The organism is Nocardia sp. IFM 10818, assembly GCF_054655275.1.
Map to the genome: position 1 here is coordinate 3,533,329 of NZ_BAAHJH010000001.1, position 15,651 is coordinate 3,548,979.

General features: G+C 68.3%; 13 protein-coding genes. 5 read left to right on the forward strand and 8 right to left on the reverse strand.

Features of this window, described 5'->3' with window-relative positions; translation table 11 throughout:
• Positions 1 to 13: 13 nt before the first annotated feature.
• From ACYQ5L_RS16160 to ACYQ5L_RS16175, 4 genes are all read left to right on the forward strand, one after another.
• Positions 14 to 442, forward strand: coding sequence for a DUF350 domain-containing protein (locus tag ACYQ5L_RS16160; RefSeq protein WP_459958335.1), 429 nt, complete (start codon positions 14 to 16; stop codon positions 440 to 442).
• Positions 442 to 1,992: a polyamine aminopropyltransferase gene (locus ACYQ5L_RS16165; RefSeq protein ID WP_459958338.1), complete on the forward strand. Its 1,551-nt coding sequence runs from the start codon at positions 442 to 444 to the stop codon at positions 1,990 to 1,992. The genes ACYQ5L_RS16160 and ACYQ5L_RS16165 overlap by 1 nt, the downstream gene beginning before the upstream one ends.
• A 121-nt stretch (positions 1,993 to 2,113) precedes the next feature.
• On the forward strand, positions 2,114 to 2,395 hold the full coding sequence (locus tag ACYQ5L_RS16170) for a YggT family protein (protein ID WP_379193580.1): 282 nt from the start codon (positions 2,114 to 2,116) through the stop codon (positions 2,393 to 2,395).
• 131 nt (positions 2,396 to 2,526) lie between these two features.
• Positions 2,527 to 3,948 carry a wax ester/triacylglycerol synthase domain-containing protein gene (locus ACYQ5L_RS16175; protein WP_459958343.1) on the forward strand — a complete coding sequence of 474 codons (1,422 nt, stop codon included), beginning with the start codon at positions 2,527 to 2,529 and terminating at the stop codon, positions 3,946 to 3,948.
• Here the strand turns inward: ACYQ5L_RS16175 and ACYQ5L_RS16180 are convergent.
• From ACYQ5L_RS16180 to tkt, 8 genes are all read right to left on the reverse strand, one after another.
• The gene (locus ACYQ5L_RS16180) at positions 3,938 to 5,128 is read right to left on the reverse strand and encodes a serine/threonine-protein kinase (protein WP_459958345.1); all 1,191 of its coding nucleotides are present in this window, start codon (positions 5,126 to 5,128) and stop codon (positions 3,938 to 3,940) included. The genes ACYQ5L_RS16175 and ACYQ5L_RS16180 overlap by 11 nt on opposite strands.
• A 170-nt stretch (positions 5,129 to 5,298) precedes the next feature.
• Positions 5,299 to 6,444, reverse strand: coding sequence for an FG-GAP repeat domain-containing protein (locus ACYQ5L_RS16185; protein WP_459958348.1), 1,146 nt, complete (start codon positions 6,442 to 6,444; stop codon positions 5,299 to 5,301).
• A gap of 149 nt (positions 6,445 to 6,593) precedes the next feature.
• Complete coding sequence (locus ACYQ5L_RS16190; protein ID WP_459958352.1) at positions 6,594 to 7,388, reverse strand: hypothetical protein; 795 nt, start codon at positions 7,386 to 7,388, stop codon at positions 6,594 to 6,596.
• 190 nt (positions 7,389 to 7,578) lie between these two features.
• A complete protein-coding gene (gene pgl / locus ACYQ5L_RS16195) occupies positions 7,579 to 8,313 on the reverse strand; it encodes a 6-phosphogluconolactonase (RefSeq protein ID WP_459958356.1) in 735 nt (244 codons plus the stop codon).
• Positions 8,306 to 9,214 (reverse strand): glucose-6-phosphate dehydrogenase assembly protein OpcA, encoded by a 909-nt coding sequence (gene opcA / locus ACYQ5L_RS16200; RefSeq protein WP_459958359.1) that lies wholly within the window; start codon positions 9,212 to 9,214, stop codon positions 8,306 to 8,308. Before opcA ends, pgl begins: the two co-directional genes overlap by 8 nt.
• Positions 9,211 to 10,746 carry a glucose-6-phosphate dehydrogenase gene (zwf, locus tag ACYQ5L_RS16205; RefSeq protein WP_459958362.1) on the reverse strand — a complete coding sequence of 512 codons (1,536 nt, stop codon included), beginning with the start codon at positions 10,744 to 10,746 and terminating at the stop codon, positions 9,211 to 9,213. Before zwf ends, opcA begins: the two co-directional genes overlap by 4 nt.
• 32 nt (positions 10,747 to 10,778) lie before the next feature.
• The gene (gene tal / locus ACYQ5L_RS16210; RefSeq protein WP_459958365.1) at positions 10,779 to 11,909 is read right to left on the reverse strand and encodes a transaldolase; all 1,131 of its coding nucleotides are present in this window, start codon (positions 11,907 to 11,909) and stop codon (positions 10,779 to 10,781) included.
• Positions 11,910 to 11,917: 8 nt separating this feature from the next.
• Positions 11,918 to 14,062: a transketolase gene (gene tkt, locus ACYQ5L_RS16215; RefSeq protein ID WP_459958368.1), complete on the reverse strand. Its 2,145-nt coding sequence runs from the start codon at positions 14,060 to 14,062 to the stop codon at positions 11,918 to 11,920.
• Positions 14,063 to 14,500: 438 nt separating this feature from the next.
• Here tkt and ACYQ5L_RS16220 point away from each other — a divergent pair, with 438 nt between their 5' ends.
• Entirely contained in the window at positions 14,501 to 15,493 is a 993-nt protein-coding gene (locus tag ACYQ5L_RS16220; protein ID WP_459958371.1) for a heme o synthase, read from the forward strand.
• The last annotated feature ends 158 nt before the right edge of the window (positions 15,494 to 15,651 follow it).

The window sequence follows — 15,651 nt, forward strand, 5'->3', positions numbered from 1 at the left end:
CTAGGAGATGGACATGCTTGCCGATCTGGCTCGCGACGGGGGAGCGGCACTGGCCTACAGCGTCGTCGGGATCGTCTTGATGGCGTTGGGCTTCGTGCTGGTCGATATGATCACGCCCGGGAATCTGCGGCATCAGATCTGGATCGACCGGAACCCGAATGCCGCGCTGCTGACCGCGTCCAACATGCTGGGCGTGGGAATCATTGTGGCGACCGCCATCTGGACCTCCGAGGGCAGTATCGGGCGGGCGCTGGCCGCCAGCGCCGTGTACGCCGTCATCGGATTGATCGCCATGGGCGTGGCTTTCGTGCTGCTGGATCTGCTCACGCCCGGGGAACTGGGGGAGATGCTGGTCGATGCCAATGGGCGCAATCCCGCGGTGTGGGTGTCGGCGGCGGTGCACATCGCGGTGGCGCTGGTCGTCTCCGCGGGCCTGACGTAGTGCCGGAAGCGATTCCGCTACGGCGGCGGGCGGCTCGCCTCGGACTGCTGCTGACCGTCTTCGTGTGCGCGGCCTGCGGTCTGGTGTACGAGCTGGCGCTGGTCACCCTCGGCAGCTTCCTCATCGGCGATACCGCCGTGCAGGCGTCGATCGTGCTCAGCGTCATGATCTTCGCCATGGGCGTGGGCGCGCTGGCCGCGAAACCCTTGCAGCGCTGGGCGGCAGCGGCTTTCGCGGCCGTGGAGCTGCTGCTGGCCTGCCTCGGGGGATTCTCGGTCATCGTGCTCTACGCCGCGTTCGCCTGGTTGAAGATCTACACCGGCGCGCTGATCTTGGTCGCGCTCATTATCGGCGGCCTCGTGGGCGCGGAGATTCCGCTGCTCATGGTGCTGCTGCAGCGGATTCGGCAACAAGCCGCGAGCTCCGCGGTCGCCGACCTGTTCGCGGCCGACTACATCGGGGCGCTGCTGGGCGGCCTGGCCTTTCCCTTCCTGTTGCTCCCCGCGTTCGGTCAGATTCGCGGCGCGCTGGTCGTCGGAGCCGTGAACGCCCTTGCGGGACTTGTCCTGGTATTCACCGTATTCCGGCACGACCTGCGCCCCGTGGCCCGCGGCCTGCTGGGCGCGGCCGCCGTCACCGTCGCCGCCGCCCTGGGCGCGAGCTACCTCTACGCCGACAAGTTCGAGGCCACCGCCGAGCAGGCCCTGTTCGCGAATCCCATCGTGCACAGCGAGCAATCGCCGTATCAGCGCATTGTCCTCACCGAGGCGGCCTCCCCGTTCCGCACCAAGGACACCCGCCTCTACCTCAATGGCGACCTGCAGTTCTCCTCCGTCGACGAGTATCGCTACCACGAGGCCCTGGTGCACCCCGCGCTGGCGCGGCAACGTCGGAACGTGCTGGTGCTCGGCGGCGGTGACGGCTTGGCGGTGCGCGAGATCCTCACCTACCCGGATGTCGAAACCGTCACCCTGGTCGAACTCGACCCCGCCATGACCCGCCTGGCCCGCACCTTCGACACCCTCACCGAACTCAACCGCAATGCCTTCGCCGATCCCCGCGTCACCGTCGTCCACGCCGACGCCTTCAGCTGGCTGCGCGACTGCGCCTGCCGCTTCGACGCCGCCATCGTCGACTTCCCGGACCCGGACCAGACCTCCATCGCCAAGCTGTACTCCAAGGAGTTCTACGGCCTGCTCGCCCGCGCCCTGGAACCCGGCGGCGCGGCCGTCATCCAATCCGGGTCGCCGTTCTACGCCCCCAAATCCTTCTGGTGCATCGCGGCGACCGTGCGCGCCGCCGGGCTCGACACCACGCCCTACCATCTCAATGTCCCCAGCTTCGGTGACTGGGGTTTCATCCTCGCCACCCGCGACGCGCCCGCTCGCCTGGAGCTCGCCCCGACCGCGCGGCCGCGCTCGCTCGACAATGCCGTGCTGACCGCCGCTACCGTCTTCCCGCCCGATCGCCGCGCCGGCAGCGCCGATGTCTCGACCCTGCTGCACCCGGTCATCCTCGACCACCTCCGCCAGGAGTGGTCCACCCGCTGACCGGCCCGCCTCGATTCGATCTGAAAATCCCATGAGAAACGGACCGGCGTGGCACTTTCGAGTACGTCACGCACGTTGGTATGGGTAAGACCGACGGCGCAGCCACTGTGAAGGAGTCGCCATGAGTCTCATCGGAGACCTGCTCGGATTAATACTCGGTATCTTCCTTCTCCTGCTGATCGCGCGGCTGATCCTGGACTGGATCGTGACCCTGTCCACCGGCACCCCCGCCCCGTGGGCGCTCAAGGCCCGCGATTTCACCCACCGCTGCACCGAACCCGTCATCGCACCGGTGCGCGGCGTGCTCAAACCGATCCGGCTGGGCGATATCCAGATCGACCTGGCGTTCACGGTGGTGTTCATCGTGGTGCTGGTGCTGCGCGCCTTCGTCTCCAGCTGGTAGCGCGGGACCGGGATCCAGGGTCTCCCGCAAGGACTTTCGCCCCTGCTGTGCGTCCGTGAGCGGGCGCACAGTGAAGGGAAACGCTACGTCGGCCGTCCGGCCGCACGTATCGATCGCGAAAGTAGAAGGCCATGGGTTCGCGTGAATCCCATATGACGCAATCGGACCTGTTCACCTGGAGCATGGAACAGGATCCGGCCTTGCGCTCGACCATTGTCTCCGTCCTCGTACTGGATCGGTCACCGGACTGGAATCGCCTGGTGCGCATGATCGACCGGGGCACCCGCGCCGTGCCGCGATTCCGGCACCGGCTGACCGCCGTGCCGTTCGGGCTGGCGCCGCCGCGCTGGATCCCCGATCGCGAATTCGATGTGCGATGGCACCTGCGCCGCATCGCACTGCCGCCGCCGGGCGAGTTCGCCGCCGTGCTGGAATTCGCGCGCGTCGAGGCGATGACCGCCTTCGACCCGGCCCGGCCGCTGTGGCAGTTCACCCTGCTCGAGGGCCTGGCCCAGGGGCGGACCGCACTGGTCTTCAAGGTGCACCACAGCCTGACCGACGGCATCGGCGGCATCCGGATCGCCGGGGAGATGCTCGATCTCGTTCGCGCCGGCACCGAACGCGAACCGGTCCCGGAACCGGAAGCCGATGGCGCGGGAGTGCTCGGCGACATCGTGTCCTGGAACTCGGCGCTGGCGGTCGATCTCATGCGCGGCGGGGTCGCCGCGGCGCTGCCCGTTCTCGGCCGGGTCGCCACCGATCCCGCGCGAGCGGTGCGCGACGGCCTCGCCCTGGGCGGTTCGCTGCTGCGCCTGGTGCGGCCCATCACCCGCACGCTGTCCCCGCTGATGACCGGGCGCGGTCTCGGGCGGGCCATGGCGGTGCTCGAGGTGCCGCTCGACGACTTGCGAACGGGTGCGCACCGAGCCGGATGCACCACGAACGACGCCTTTCTCGCCGCGGTGTTGCTCGGCATCCGCGCCTACCATGATCGGCACGGGGCGCACCTGCCCGGGCTGCGCGTGGCCATGCCCATCAGCCTGCGCAAGGACGGGGATCCGCTCGGCGGCAACCGCATCACGCTGGCCCGCTTCGAAGTGCCGCTCGGCGACACCGGCCCGGTCGCGCTCGAACGCGAACTCGACGCCATAGTCCGCATGTGGCGGCAGGAACCTGCCATCCCGCTGTCGAATGCCGTCGCCGCCGCCTTCAACCGGCTGCCGATCGGCCTCCTCACCGACATGTTCAAACACGTCGATCTGGTCGCCTCCGATGTGCCCGGATCCCCGGTCCCGCTCTATGTGGCGGGCGCCGAGATCGAACGCATCTACGCTTTCGGCCCCACCACGGGCACATCGCTGAACGTGACGCTGGTATCGCACGCGGGCATGTGCTGCGTCGGAATCAATGCCGATACAGCGGCGGTGCCGGACCTCGGTGCGCTCGCCGACTGCATTGCCGCCGGATTCCGGACGATCGTGGGCCCCGGGGACGCCGTGCCCGAACGGCCCGGCGCGAGCGTCCGGCCGGGCGAGCCGGTCGCTACCCCCTGAGCGGCGTCGAGCCCCGCGGGCCGGTGCGCATCTCGCTCACGACGGCCATGGAGCCGACAGCCGGCCCGGCGGCGGAATCGTCTGCGAGCACGAGGAATACCCCCACGGCGAGCAGGATGGCGATCATCAGGCCGATGCACAGACCCACGATCACGCCGGTGCCGGATGGCCGGGGAGATCCGGGTGGGACGCGGTGGCCGGGCAATGGTCCGGCGGGTGGAAAGGGTCCGGGCCGGGGCGGCGGCGGGGAACCGGCGTGCCCGCTCGGGCTCTGCCGACTCGCGCCGTAGCCCGCCCGCGCATCCACCGCGGCGTCCGGAACCGACGTCGTCGGCGAGTCGTTCCCGGTTGCGGCTGTCAGCGCCCGCTTTGCGGCGCGGGCGAATTCGGTGCACGATCCGTAGCGTTCCGCGGGCCGTTTCGCCAGGGCTCGGTGCAGGACGGTATCGAGGGCGGAGGGCACTTCCGGCCGCCATCGGCGCACCGAGGGCGGCGTTTCCTGGAGATGCCCGCGAATCACCTCCGTGGGTTGCGGTGAGCTGTAAGGGGTTCGGCCGGTCAGCAACCAGAACAGTGTGCAGGCCAGGGCGTATTGATCGGACCGCCCGTCCAGCGGCTGGCCGGTGAGCTGCTCCGGGGATGCGAATTCCAGGGTGGCAGTGAATGTCCCGGTCCGGGTCAGTTGCGCGCTGTCCTCCCGCAGTCGCGCAATGCCGAAGTCGGTCAGGAAGACCCGCTCTTCGCCGCCCTTCGAGCGAGCCAGGAGAATATTGGCCGGCTTCACATCACGGTGCAGGACACCGGCTCCGCTCGCGTAGTCCAGCGCCGCGGCCGTTGCCGTCACGATCTGCATCGCCCGCTTCGGATGCAGGGTGAGCGGATCCACCGTCGCCGCGTCCACTCCGTCCACGTACTGCATGGAGATCCACGGCCGATCCCCCTCGACGCCCCGGTCGTATACCGCCACCACATTCGGGTGATCCAGCCGCGCAACCAGATCCGCTTCCCGCTCGAATCGCGCCCGCACCTCGGCATCGCCGAACATATCCGGGTTCAGCAGCTTCAACGCCGTCTTGCGCGGCAGTCGCGGATGCTGAGCCAGATACACCGACCCCATCCCGCCCCGGCCCAGTCTCCGTTCGATGGTGTATCCGGCGAAGACCTCACCCGTCTCGAGCACGCCCGATCTCTCCTATGCCCCACCCGCACCCGGCCCGCCGAGGTGCGATCCGCTCGGTTGCCGAACATTAGTCCATCCGAGTGGCCTGCTGTCCAACGACTTTCGTGCGCGGGGAAATCGGCCGTGATCGAGTGGGGCCGGACCGCCCTGGCGGACCGGCCCCGACCGGATCAGGAGATGTTCTTCAGGAACGACACCGCATTGGCGGCCCCCGCGACCACGATGTCGAGCTTGCCGTCGCGATCGAAATCGGCGATCACCGGCGTCTGCGGCTGCGAAGTCACCGCGTGATCACCGGTCTTGGCGACGGTGCCGTCACCATTGCCGGTGAAGATGACCATCTTCGAGTCGAGCACCGCGGACATGGCCGCATCGAGCGTGCCGTCACGGTTGAAGTCCCCGACCGCGATGCTGGTGGGGCCCAGGCCGGAGAGGGTGATGCGGTGGGTGTCGCGGAAGTCGCCCGCTCCGTCGGAGATCAGCACCGTGGTGCTGAAGGAGAACGAGTCGGCGGTGATCACATCGTCGATGCCGTCGCCGTCGAAATCGCCGGCGCGGACATCCTCGGTGATCAGCCCGCTGGTGCTGCCGCCGGTGCGCGTGAAACTGCCGTCGCCATTACCGGTGAACACCTCCACCTGCTGCAGCAGATCATTGTTGATCGCGATGTCGATGCTGTTGTCGGCATTGAACTTCCCGACCGTGAACGCCGCCGCCGGCCCGGCGATGATGGCCGTCGCGCCGCCGTTGAGCGTGCCGTCGCCCTTGCCGAGCCAGGTCTTCACCCCGGTCGGGACCAGGCTCAGCACATCGGCCTTACCGTCCCCATTGGCATCGGCCACGATCACCTCCTGCTGCGCGCCCTCCAGCGTCGTGTACTTCTGCCCGGCCTTGAACGTCCCGTCGCCATTGTTGAGGAACACCGCGATCGAGGTCCACGCCTGCGCCACCACATCGGTGCGCCCGTCGCCATTGAGATCCCCGACCCCCACCGCGCCGTACCCATTGCCGGCCGACCCCACCCGCGTCCCGGTCGCGAAGGTTCCGTCCCCCTTGCCCGCCATCATGATCGGCCCGTCCCCGCCGAAATCGGCCGCGACCACATCGGTGATCCCATCCCCGGTGAAGTCCGCCCCCACCGTCCCGATCGGCGAGGGCCCCGGTCCCCACGACGGAAACGAGCCCCCCGAAGGCGAATCCACCTTCGGCGCGAAATCGATGTTCCCCGCTGCCGAAGCCGTCCCCGGCAGTGCGAGCACGACCGCCGAGGCGGCAGCGGTGAGGGTGAAAAAGGTGCGGAAAACGCGACTTTGCATAGGTGTTCCTGAGTCCGAGTAACTCCACCATCCGGTGGTGGCCACGGACTCTAGGGCACCGGTATTCGGGATTGGATCGCGTTCAACGCAATTCGGCCGATTGCCGGACCAGACACCCTTCCGCTCGTGCACTGTGCACCGAGACGGCCTCAGAAGTTGGCATTGAGATAGTCGGCCGCATGGGTCGTCCACAGCACCCCGGTGCCCGGCATGTGGTGCCCGGAGTACCGCACGTGCTGCCCATCGGGCCACGGGGTGAGGTACCCGAGCAGCCCGCGTAATGCGGCGGCATAGCGATCGATATTGGCGATCGGGTCCTTGAGCAGGAATTCCAGCAGTTCGGCATGGAGCACCTGGGTGAGATCGCCGATCCGGGCGCCCTCCACCAGGGAGAACGGCGAGATGCCCGCATCCAGGATGCGCAGCGGCGAATTGGCGGGGGAGGAGGTGATGATGTCATCCGGATTCGCGTACTCGCGAACCTCCACCTCCAACGGCCACGCGCCGCGAATACCGTGCAGGCCGAACGTGTTCGTGGGACAGAGATCCCCCACGGATTCGCCCGGGCGCCGCATGGGATTGGCGATATTCACCACGAACGCGATCTCCAGCGGCGAGCCATCGATATTGGTGAATTCCCCCGTGACCACCCCTTCGAGAATCTTGCTCGCGACAATCCCGCCCAGCGAATAACTCAGCAGCCCACACACATTGGGTGAATCCTGAATGGCCTGCACCCCCGCCGCGACGCCCAGTCGCACCGAAGTCTCCAGCGACGGCCCCCACACATCCGGAGTCGGCCCGATCGAGGCGGGCCAATCCGGTTCGAAACAGCTGAACTTCTCGGTATCCAGCAGCTTGGTGATATCGGCGAGCATCCCCGCCGGCGTCCCGTTGGCATTGCGCGATTCCCCGGTTCCCCGCAGCGTAATGACATCGATCATGATCTTTCCCCTCCCGCGCCGGACTCTTCGGCACGCGAGGGCCAGCGTAGAACTCCGCCGGGCGCAATGCGTGAGTAGCGCACTACTCGGCCCGCCGGCCATGAGCCGGACCGGCAGCAAAAGATCCGCCCCGGTGCAGGGAGCACCGGGGCGGAGGATCGCGGCGAAATCAGCCGGGCACGGCCGGCGCCTAGCGGGGCAGGTCGGCGGCGGCGGCCTCGTCGAGCAGCCAGGTGGTGGACTCGCTGCCGATGGCGCCCGCGGCCGGGATGTCCAGCGGGGACGCCCCGTTGAGCGCCGCCGCGACCGCCGCGGCCTTGGCCTCGCCGGAGACGATGAGCAGCACGTGGCGGGACCGGCGGATGGCCGGGAGCGTCAGCGTGATGCGCACCGCCGGCGGCTTGGGCGAATGCGTCTCGGCCACCACGAGTTCGTGCGCCTCGCGAGTCGCATCGGTGTGCGGGAACAGCGAATTGACGTGTCCCTCACCGCCCATGCCGAGCAGGTGCAGGTCGAAGGCGCCGTACTCGTTGAGGTGGGCGTGCACGGCCGCCGAGTACTCGCCGGCGGCCTCCAGCGGGTCCGGGTAGTCGCCGCTGGAGGTTTCGGTGGGGTGCACGCGGGCCGGGTCGACCGGGACGTGGTCGAGCAGGGCCGCGCGGGCCTGGACCTCATTGCGTTCCGGGTCGCCGACCGGCAGGAAACGCTCGTCGCCCCAGAAGATGTCGAGCGTGGACCAGTCGATATCGCCGGGCGCCTCGCGGACCCACTCCAGCAGCTTGATGCCGGTGCCGCCGCCGGTGAGCACGACCGAGGCCGAGCCCCGCAGGCGCTGCGCCTCCACCACCTCGGCGACGAAGCGGGCCGCGGCGGCGCGCACCAGTTCGTCCGTGGTGGCGAAGGTTTCGACGGCGGGCTTACTCATAGGTCACCCTTTCGATTCCGGTGAGGGCCTCGGCGTAGATGTCGTCGGCGTCGAGGTGGCGCAGCTCCTCGGCAAGGCAGTCCCTGGTCTCGCGGCGGGCCAGCGCGAAACGCTGGTCGGGTTCGCCGGTGCGGGTCAGGGTCGCGGTGCGGCCGTGCTGCGGACGGGCGATGGAGATGCTGACCGACGGGCGGCGCAACTCCACCTTCAGCTCACCGGTGCGGCGGATCACGGGGCAGGACAGGCGGGCGGCCAGCCAGCCGGCCAGCATGTCCAGGGCCGGCTCCTCGCGCAGACCCGAGACCGTCACGGACTCGACGGCTTCGAAGGGCGCCTCGTCCAGCGCGGAGGCCAGCAGCGCCCGCCAGTAGGTGACGCGGCTCCACGCGAGATCGGTATCGCCGGGCGCGTACGAGGCGCGGCGCTTCTTGATGGTCTCCTGCGGATCCGGCGCGAAGGTGGCGTCGGTAATGCGGCGAGTCGCCAAGCGCCCCACCGAATCCTTGGACGGGAACTCCGGGGCGCCCCGCGGCCACCACGCCACCACGGGGGTGTCGGGCAGCAGGAACGGAATGACCACGCTGCTCTCGTGGCTCACCAGATCGCCTTGCAGCCGGAGCACTATCACCTCGGCCGCGCCCGCATCCCCGCCCACGCGGATCTGGGCGTCCAGGCGGGTGTCGGCCTTGCGATCGCCACGCGCCAGCACTATCACCCGGCAGGGATGCTCCCGGCTCGCGTCATTGGCGGCGTCGATGGCGTCCTCGGCCTCGGAGCTGTCCAGGGTGCACACCACCAGGGTCAGCACCCGGCCCATGGTGATCACGCCATTGGCCTCACGCAGCTGCACCAGCCGCTTCGATACCTCGCGGGTATCGGTATCGGGCATATCGATGATCACGGCCGCCGCCATTCCCGCCCGCTGCGCGCGAGCATCTTGTCGGCGGATTCCGGGCCCCAGGTGCCCGCCTCGTACGCCTCCGGCCGGCCGTTGGCCGCCCAGTGCTCGAGGACGGGATCGAGGATGCGCCAGGACAATTCGACCTCCTCGTTGACCGGGAACAGCGACGGCACGCCCAGCAGCACATCCAGGATGAGCCGCTCGTAGGCCTCGGGGGAGTCCTCGGTGAAGGCCTCGCCGTAGCTGAAATCCATATTGACGTCGCGCACTTCCATGCTGGACCCGGGCACCTTGGATCCGAATCGCATGGTGATGCCCTCATCCGGCTGCACCCGGATGACCAGGGCGTTCTGCCCGAGCTCCTCGGTCATGGTCTGGTCGAACGGCAGATGCGGGGCGCGCTTGAACACGACCGCGATCTCGGTGACCCGGCGGCCCAAGCGTTTTCCGGTGCGCAGATAGAACGGCACGCCCGCCCAGCGCCGCGTCTCCACCGCGAGGGTGATGGCGGCGTAGGTCTCGGTCTTGGAGTTCGGGTCGAACCCGTCCTCCTGCAACAGCCCGACCACCGGCTCGCTGCCCTGCCAGCCGGAGGTGTACTGCCCGCGCGCGGTCGTCTCATCAAGGGGCGCGACCAGTTTGGTGGCCGAGAGCACCTTGATCTTCTCGATCTGCAACTGCTTGGGCTGGAAGCTGACCGGCTCCTCCATGGCCGTCAGCGCCAGCAGCTGCAGCAGATGGTTCTGGATCACATCGCGGGCCGCGCCGATGCCGTCGTAATAGCCTGCGCGCCCGCCCAATCCGATGTCCTCGGCCATGGTGATCTGCACATGGTCGACATAGTTGGCATTCCAGATCGGATCGAACAACTGGTTCGCGAAGCGCAGCGCCAGGATGTTCTGCACCGTCTCCTTGCCCAGATAGTGGTCGATGCGGAACACCGACTGCTCCGGGAACACCCCGTTCACCAGAGCATTCAGCTGGATCGCACTCTCCAGGTCGTGACCGAACGGCTTCTCGATCACCACCCGCCGCCACGGCAGCGGATGCCCCGGCGCGGACGCCGCCGCCGAGGCCAGCCCGTTCTTGGACAGCTGCTCCAGCACCACCGGGAACTCGTCCGGCGGAATCGACAGGTAGAAGGCGTAATTCCCGCCCGTCCCGCGATCGCGATCCAGATCCTTGAGGGTCGTGGCCAGCCTGTGGAAGGCCGCGTCGTTCTCGAAAGTGCCCTGAACGAACCGCAATCCCTCCTTCAGCTGCTGCCACACCTCCTCCCGGAAGGGGGTGCGCGCCGAAGCGCTGATCGATTCGTGGACGAGTTGCGCGAACTCGTCCTCGCTCATATCGCGGCGCGCGAACCCGACCAGGGCGAAACCGGGCGGCAGCAGCCCCCGGTTCGCCAGGTCGTAGATGGCCGGCAGCAGTTTGCGCCGCGACAGGTCACCGGTCACCCCGAATATCACCATGCTGCACGGTCCAGCGATATGGGGAACCCGGCTGTCGCGCCCATCGCGGAGCGGATTCCCCATCGTGACCGTCGTCGCCGCGCCGGAAGCCACCGTCAGTTGCTCCCCGCCGCCTGCAGCTGCTCGGTAGTGGCGACGAGCAGTTCCTCCCAGGACTTCACGAACTTGTCGACGCCCTCGGTCTCCAGCACGCCGAACACATCGTCGAGATCGATGCCGACCGCGGTCAGCGCGTCGAAGACCTGCTGCGCCTCGGCGGCGGTGCCGGAAACGGTGTCACCGGTGATCTCGGCGTGGTCGGCGACGGCCTCGAGGGTCTTCTCCGGCAACGTGTTCACCGTATTGGGCGCCACCAGCTCGGTGACGTACATGACGTCGGAGTACTCCGGATTCTTCACACCGGTGGAAGCCCACAGCGGACGCTGTTTGTTCCCGCCCGCGGAGGACAGCCGCGCGTACACATTGGTGTGCTTGCCGCCGTCGAACACATCCTGGTAGGCGGCATAGGCCAAGCGCGCGTTGGCGATTCCGGCCTTGCCGCGCAGCGCCAGCGCCTCCGGGGTGCCGATGGCCTCCAGCCGCTTGTCGATCTCGGTGTCCACGCGGGAGACGAAGAACGAAGCGACGGAATGGATCTTGGCCAGATCGTGCCCGGCGGTCTTGGCGTTGGTGAGCCCGTCCAGGTACGCGCCCATGACCGCGATGTAGCGCTGCACCGAGAAGATCAGCGTCACGTTCACGCTGATGCCCTCGGAGATGACCCGCGTGATGGCCGGCAGACCGGCCTCGGTGGCGGGAATCTTGATGAACAGATTGGGCCGGTCCACGATCTTCCACAGCTCGACCGCCTGGGCGACCGTGCCGTCCTCGTCGAAGGCCAGGCGCGGATCCACCTCGATGGACACGCGGCCGTCCACCCCGCCGGTCTCGGTGAAGACCTCCGCGAGCACATCGCAGGCGGCGCGCACGTCGTCGGTGGTGATGGTGCGCACGGCCGAATCCACATCGGCGCCACGGGCGGCGAGCTCACGCACCTGCTCGTCGTAGTCGTGGCCATTGGCGAGCGCGCCCTGGAAAATGGTCGGGTTGGTGGTGACGCCGACGACATTGCGGGTGTCGATCAGGCCCTGCAGATTGCCGGACTTGATGCGACCGCGCGACAGATCGTCGAGCCACACCGAGACACCGGCGGCCGACAGCGCCGCGGTATTGGTGTTCTGAGTCATTGGTTTGCTTATCCCTTCACCTTGGCGAGAGAGCGGGTAGCAGCGTCCACAACGGCCTCGGCGGTAATGCCGAACTCGCGGAACAGGGTCTTGTAGTCCGCCGAGGCGCCGAAGTGCTCGATGGACACGTTCTCGCCGTTGTCACCGGTGAACCGGTGCCACGGCATGGCGATTCCGGCCTCGACCGTGACGCGCGCCTTGACCGACGGCGGCAGCACCTGGTCGCGGTAGGCCTGGTCCTGCGCGTCGAACCACTCCACACACGGCATGGACACCACGCGGGCTCCGATGCCCTGTGCCTCGAGGGTAGCGCGGGCCTCGACCGCGAGGTGCAGCTCCGAACCGGTGCCGATGAGGATCACCTGCGGTGTGGCGGTGGAGGATTCGGCCAGGATGTAGCCGCCCTTGCGGACGCCCTCGTAGGAGGTGCCCGCGAGGACCGGAATGTCCTGACGGGTCAGCGCCAGCGCGGACGGGCCGTCCTGATGCGGCGGCTCGGAGACCAGGAAGTGCGAATGCCGCTCGGCGGAATCGCGTTCCAGGATGGTGCGCCAGGCGTAGGTGACCTCGTTGGCGTCGCCCGGGCGGACCACGTTCAGGCCCGGGATGGCGCGCAGGGCGGCCAGGTGCTCGATCGGCTGGTGGGTCGGGCCGTCCTCGCCGAGGCCGATGGAGTCGTGGGTCCACACGTAGACGACCGGGGTGCGCATGAGCGCGCCCAGGCGCACGGCGGGCCGCATGTAGTCGGAGAACACCAGGAAGGTGCCGCCGTACGGACGGGTCGGTCCGTGCAGCGCGATACCGTTCAGGATGGAGCCCATGGCGTGCTCACGCACACCGAAGTGCAGGGTGCGGCCGTACGGGTTGGCCTTCCACATGCCGGTCGAGATCGACTCCGGGCCGAAGGACGGCACGTTCGGCATGGTGGTGTTGTTGGACTCCGCGAGGTCGGCCGAACCGCCCCACAGCTCCGGCAGCACCGGGGCCAGGGCGGCCAGGACCTTGCCGGACGCCTTGCGGGTGGAGGTGCCCTTGGCGTCGACCTCGTGAGTGGGCAGCGCGTCGGCCCAGCCCGCGGGCAGGGCGCGCTCCTGCAGGCGATCGAACAGCGCCTTGTTCTCCGGGTTGGCCGCGGCCCACGCGTCGAATTGGTCCTGCCAGGCGGCGCGCGCGGCCTTGCCGCGATCGGCGGCCAGATTGCGCGAGTGCGTGATGACCGCGTCCTCGACGGCGAAGCTCTGCTCCGGATCGAAGCCCAGGATCTTCTTGGTGGCGGCGACCTCGTCCCCGCCCAGGGCCGCGCCGTGCGCCGCGCCGGTGTTCATCTTGTTCGGGGCCGGGTAGCCGATGATGGTGCGCAGCACGATGATCGACGGCTTGTCGGTCACGGCCTGGGCCTCCGCGATGGCCTTCTCGATGCCGACGATGTTCTCGCCGCCCTCGACGACCTGCACGTGCCAGCCGTAGGCGCGGTAGCGCTCGGCGGTGTCCTCGGTGAGGGCGATGGTGGTGTCGTCCTCGATGGAGATCTTGTTGTCGTCGTAGAAGACGATCAGATTGCCCAGCTGCTGGGTGCCCGCCAGCGAGGACGCTTCGGAGGTGACGCCCTCTTCGATATCGCCGTCGGAGGCGATGACGTAGATGAAGTGGTCGAACGCGCTCTGCCCCTGCGCCGCTTCCGGATCGAACAGGCCGCGCTCCCGCCGCGACGCCATCGACATGCCGACCGCCGAGGCCAGGCCCTGGCCCAGCGGTCCGGTGGTGATCTCGACGCCCGCGGTGTGCCGGTACTCCGGGTGACCCGGGGTCAGCGAACCCCACTTGCGCAGATTGACCAGATCGTCGAGCTCGAGGCCCATGCCCGACAGGTACAGCTGCACGTACAGGGTCAGGCTGGAGTGACCGCAGGACAGCACGAACCGGTCGCGGCCCACCCACTCCGGATCGGCCGGATCGAAGCGCATGACGCGGTGAAACAGCGTGTACGCCAACGGCGCCAGGCTCATGGCGGTGCCAGGATGGCCGTTGCCCGCGTTCTGCACCGCGTCGGCGGCGAGGACACGGGCCGTGTCGACGGCTCTGGTGTCCAATTCGGTCCAGTCGGTGGGATGGTTCGGCTGAGTGAGCGCGCGGATGTCGTCTGTGACTGACACGACCGAGGTTCTCCTGACCTTCTCGTCAACGATGCGGTTGTGGGCGGCGGGTGTTCGCTGCGGGGTGATGGCCGGTACGACGCCGATCGAACTGAAACGACGACGACGCACCGATGTACCCACCACCCTAGAGGTGGGCGATTCTCGGCCGTACAAGAACCCGCTTTCACCGGCCGCCGTGTCGTATGTTCGTGTCCGCGCGCGGACCTGTCCGTGACCCGGAACGAGCGGATCGCGACGGTGTGTCCCGGCTCTCCCGAAGCCGATTCGCCGCTGCCGTGCAACGGACGCGCGGGCACGCAAGGGGTGGACCTGGACGAGAGCACGGTCAGCGGGGGTCTACCATTCTCTGTAGTAGTAGCCGCGCCGCATCGGGCCGAGTCCAGCGCGCTGCTAGTTCGGACCGGATCAAAGATGCACGGCGTGCGAGGAGAAACAGTGCGGATTGGGCAACAGCCGGGTGGCGCTCACGGCTCCTCCGGGACGGTGCTGGCCGACCGCGTCACGGGCAGCGGACCGCTGTCGGTGGCGACCCGCCGAGTCCTCGCCTACATCGCGCTCACCAAGCCGCGCGTCATCGAGCTGCTGCTGGTGGCGACGATTCCCACCATGCTGCTGGCCGACCGCGGCACTGTGGACATCCGCCTCATCCTCGCCACCTTGTTCGGCGGCTGGATGGGCGCGGCGAGCGCCAATACCTTGAACTGTGTCGCCGACGCGGACATCGACAAGGTCATGAAGCGCACCTCCAAGCGCCCGCTGGCCCGCGAGGCCGTCCCCACCCGCAATGCCGCCGTCTTCGGCATCACCCTCGGCCTGGCCTCCTTCGCCTGGCTGTGGTGGCAGGCCAACCTGCTCAGCGGCGTGCTGGTGGTGGCGACCATCCTGTTCTACGTCTTCGTCTACACCCTCGGCCTCAAGCGCCGCACCTCCCAGAACGTGGTCTGGGGCGGCGCCGCGGGCTGTATGCCCGCCCTGGTCGGCTGGTCCGCCGCCACCGGTTCCATCGGCTGGCCCGCCCTCGTGCTGTTCCTGGTCATCTTCTTCTGGACACCGCCGCACACCTGGGCGCTGGCCATGCGCTACAAGGAGGACTACAAGGCGGCGGGCGTGCCCATGCTGCCCGTGGTCGCCACCGAGCAGACGGTCACCAAGCAGATCGTCATCTACACCTGGCTGACCGTGCTGGCCACCTTCGCCCTGGTTCCCGCCTCCGGCGTCATCTACGCCGCAACGGCTCTGGTGGCCGGCGCCTGGTTCCTGCTGATGGCCCACCAGCTGTATTCCGGTGTGCGCCGCGGTGAATCGGTCAAGCCGCTGCGACTGTTCCTGCAGTCCAACAACTATCTCGCCGTCGTCTTCTGCGGGCTGGCCGTCGATTCGGTGCTGGGCTGGAACACCATCGGCAACACCCTCTTCGGCTGGGCCTGACCCCGAATCCGCTCACCCCGCTGCACCGGGAGCGGATTCCGGCTCGAGCAGCTGCTCGATCAATGTGGCGGCCGGCCGATGCGCCGCCTCGACATCCCCGCAGTTCGAGGACTCGACACTGGCAGCAGCCACCGAAATCGCCACCCTCGCCCGGGCAG

Bases quoted from the DNA above. Each gene is read 5' to 3' on its own strand.
- ACYQ5L_RS16160 (WP_459958335.1), top strand. From the start codon at position 14: ATGCTTGCCGATCTGGCTCGCGACGGGGGAGCGGCACTGGCCTACAGC.
- ACYQ5L_RS16170 (WP_379193580.1), top strand. From the start codon at position 2,114: ATGAGTCTCATCGGAGACCTGCTCGGATTAATACTCGGTATCTTCCTT.
- ACYQ5L_RS16175 (WP_459958343.1), top strand. From the start codon at position 2,527: ATGGGTTCGCGTGAATCCCATATGACGCAATCGGACCTGTTCACCTGG.
- ACYQ5L_RS16185 (WP_459958348.1), bottom strand. From the start codon at position 6,444: ATGCAAAGTCGCGTTTTCCGCACCTTTTTCACCCTCACCGCTGCCGCC.
- ACYQ5L_RS16190 (WP_459958352.1), bottom strand. From the start codon at position 7,388: ATGATCGATGTCATTACGCTGCGGGGAACCGGGGAATCGCGCAATGCC.
- pgl (WP_459958356.1), bottom strand. From the start codon at position 8,313: ATGAGTAAGCCCGCCGTCGAAACCTTCGCCACCACGGACGAACTGGTG.
- zwf (WP_459958362.1), bottom strand. From the start codon at position 10,746: ATGGGGAATCCGCTCCGCGATGGGCGCGACAGCCGGGTTCCCCATATC.
- tal (WP_459958365.1), bottom strand. From the start codon at position 11,909: ATGACTCAGAACACCAATACCGCGGCGCTGTCGGCCGCCGGTGTCTCG.